Raw genomic sequence first — 2,980 nt, forward strand, 5'->3', positions numbered from 1 at the left:
TGCGAACCTCAGGCGAGAACTTGTTCGTCGTCTTGCTCGTCATAGGCCCTTCCTCTCAGGAGTTGGGGCCTCCGACAAACCCGGCGCGGTTCACTAGAGCGCCGATGCTGACGCCTAAGGTGCTGATTATCGATGAGACCACGGGGAGACCGATCAGCTCTCCCACCGAAAACCGGGCCTTCTTGCCGCGTTTGGCGGCCATGCTCGGCACGACCTTACGCCAGTGACGCCAGGCTTCCGGCGACACATTTGCAAAGCTTCGCGCCTGCTCTCCGGTGAATTGGATCGTACTAGGAGCCATCGTTCTTGGGGTCAGCAACAGGAAAATCGGGCCTAAACGACTTCCTCGTATTCGCCAAGGCCTAGGATCGATGGCGGAGAGCGCGCGCCCGTATGTCGATAGGCCGCAAAGGCCCGAGGGATGAGAAACTACGTGATCAGCCCATCTTTTTCTTAAGAGTGTCGACAAACCGTGCCGCCCAGGCCGAGGCGCTCGTGACCTTCGCAGGATCAAGAGTTGCTAAAATTTTGAAGGAGTGAGCACCCTTCCCGTATTGCGCTTTGGTCCTGCAGTCAGCAGTTGCAACTTTGAGAGCGCGGTATACGTCGACCTTTGAAATCCCCTCTATAGGGCGTTCGGTTGCTGGTAGCTTCTCCTGCTTGAACCCATTACCGAAGAACGCAGCTAAAGCGGCGCGGTCAGCAAGAAACCAGGTTTCCATGACCTGAACCATCAGATGGCAGTCAGTATCTTCGCTGCCTTTTGGCTTTTCCCATTCATCCCCTTTTCGCTGATTTAGGTGCTTCCATGGAAGCCATTTAGTTCTATCTTCCCCTTCTTGGCTGCTCGCGTCGACATTTTCCTCGCTATCTACTAGGAGTAACGCCTCTTCGTTATTATTTAAAGCGGTGCAAAAATCGTTGTACGCGTCGGATCGGCTTCCGCAAGCAACTATGCGGGGTCGCTTTGTTATTCCAGCTTTTGTGATAAAGGTTTTGAAACCCTCACGGCATTCGGACTTCAAAGCTGTGGAATCGCCCCCACCTTCTACAAAGAGCTTCACCAGCGCGTTCCCCCGATATCACCGCGTGTCCATAGTTGCCCAAGCCGATATTTTTCTAGCCACGGTTTGAGCTTTTCGCTGTTTAGCCTCTCAAGTCGAGTCCCCTGATCTGTCCGCTCAGCGACCATAACGGCTTCAGGTGTATCTGTCATAGCATCAACGAGAACGTCGGAATGAGTTGTTACGATCAATTGAGTTCTAGACGAAGCATCTACTAGAAGCTCTGCAAGTTTCGGCAGAACGTCAGGATGCAACCCCAGCTCCGGCTCTTCAATACAAACTAATGGTCCTGGTTCTGGATGACACAGAACGGCAAGCAGGCAAAGGTAGCGCAAAGTTCCATCAGACAACCTCGTTGCAGGTACGGTAAACCTTCCTTCATGAAAAAACACCTGAACTGTGCCACCTTCGATTTGAACATCGAAGTCATCAATTCCGTCGTAGAGGGCTTGTAAAGCTCCTAGGAGTTGCTTTTTAACAGCAGGATCTCTCCGTAATCGGTTTAACACAAGCCCGAGATTGCTTCCGTCCGGCTCGAGATGCTCATTCGGGAGATCCGCCTTTTGTGGCATACGCGGCACGGTGTAGCGCCCGAAGCTCCACTCCCGATACAGTCGAATTTTGCCGAAAGTATTCCCTAAATAGGTTAGCTCAGGGTACTGAATAGGGTCTTTACGCTGCGACAATATCGAGGCGACTGGATCGATGTCCTCGTGTTTCAACTGCCTATTTCTGCCATTTATATTTAAAACGCCATGGCCATTTTCGAAACGATAATACAGGTACGGCCTTTTATGGCCCTGAACGGGCTTTTCGTTTTCCAGCCTCTCATCCACGATTTCGAACCTTTGTCCGACTTCGGTAAACCTTAGGATGTAACGCAGCGGCGCGCTCCACTTGGGATTGGCCGCTACCGCCTCGATCTCTGCCACTGGCTTAGAGGCGCCCTTCCATAGCCAGTCCCTTACGCCTCCGCCGTCCCTGATCGGAGTTAGAAGGTCCTTCGGGGTGGCGCGCAGGAGCTCGATCGCTTCCATGAGGTTAGATTTGCCCGACCCATTAGGTCCGATGATAATGTTCAAGGGCCGCAACTCGATCGTGTCGTGGCCCCCACCGTAGCTTAGAAAATTGACGAGCTTAATGCTCTCCAGCAACATCAAAAAATCCTCTCAAGCCTATCGGGAGACCGACGGGCGATCCTGTCCGTGGCTATTCGATAGTAGCGCCGCGCGCAATCCGATCGATCATATGTAAGTGGGTTCGCTAGCTGCGACCAAGGACCGCGCTGCAGCGGGTGGCTCGTTCGACTCCAAACCTCTCGAGTTCAGGTGGCGAATCTGTGTGGCTGCATGCAGAGCGGGCTACCAGCCGAGCGGCGGCGCAAGCCTGCTACCGGCTGGAAAGTGGCGGTAGAAGGTCGAAACAGATACACCTATCGCCTCTGGCACGTCCTTGGCTTGAGGGTATCAGCGACCATCTTCTGGCCAGCGCACTGCCTTTCCTGCAGCACCGGCCCGTCGCATTCCTCGGTTTCAGCGAACTCCAAGGCGCGCCGCCGCGGATAACAGCGTTCTGCCGGGGCGAGATCCCACGGTGTCTGACGCCCGACGACGGCCACGCGGCACCATTCAAGATCATGCTGATCGACGTTTTGGCCGCGCTCATCAACTAATCCTTCTATGTCAATGTTCAAGTCTCCGAGATGCAGGATGCCATGAAAGAGTTGCTGCGACATATGTTGTGCTGAGCGCTGGCGTCGCGCCGAGTCAACGCGCCCAGGAGTCCACTTGCGGCCTAATATGACGCTTTCGCTCGTCGGCGCGACGGTAGCCGAACCGACGACGCTCGTTCGCGAGCTCGCGCATCCGCTCGCGGACAGCATCGTCCTTCCCGCGAAGCGGCTCATATTGCCACGC

Annotated in this window: 4 protein-coding genes; 1 reads left to right on the top strand and 3 read right to left on the bottom strand. The window is 54.7% G+C overall.

Features of this window, described 5'->3' with window-relative positions; all coding sequences use genetic code 11:
* Positions 1–227: hypothetical protein (locus GGR89_RS22135; protein ID WP_209092459.1), on the top strand; the 227-nt coding region annotated here is incomplete at its 5' end.
* 210 nt (positions 228–437) lie between these two features.
* On the opposite strand, the gene GGR89_RS21940 is transcribed toward GGR89_RS22135, so the two are convergent.
* The 3 genes from GGR89_RS21940 to GGR89_RS21950 form a co-directional block, all read right to left on the bottom strand.
* Positions 438–1,064 carry a DUF4276 family protein gene (locus GGR89_RS21940; RefSeq protein ID WP_206434322.1) on the bottom strand — a complete coding sequence of 209 codons (627 nt, stop codon included), beginning with the start codon at positions 1,062–1,064 and terminating at the stop codon, positions 438–440.
* Complete coding sequence (locus GGR89_RS21945) at positions 1,061–2,221, bottom strand: AAA family ATPase (RefSeq protein WP_125976977.1); 1,161 nt, start codon at positions 2,219–2,221, stop codon at positions 1,061–1,063. Before GGR89_RS21945 ends, GGR89_RS21940 begins: the two co-directional genes overlap by 4 nt.
* Positions 2,222–2,496: 275 nt before the next feature.
* Entirely contained in the window at positions 2,497–2,799 is a 303-nt protein-coding gene (locus tag GGR89_RS21950) for a hypothetical protein (RefSeq protein ID WP_125976978.1), read from the bottom strand.
* Positions 2,800–2,980 lie beyond the last annotated feature (181 nt).

Source organism: Sphingomonas trueperi (assembly GCF_011927635.1).
Lineage (GTDB): Bacteria > Pseudomonadota > Alphaproteobacteria > Sphingomonadales > Sphingomonadaceae > Sphingomonas > Sphingomonas trueperi.

Bases quoted from the DNA above. Each gene is read 5' to 3' on its own strand.
- GGR89_RS21950 (WP_125976978.1), bottom strand. From the start codon at position 2,799: ATGTCGCAGCAACTCTTTCATGGCATCCTGCATCTCGGAGACTTGAAC.
- GGR89_RS21945 (WP_125976977.1), bottom strand. From the start codon at position 2,221: ATGTTGCTGGAGAGCATTAAGCTCGTCAATTTTCTAAGCTACGGTGGG.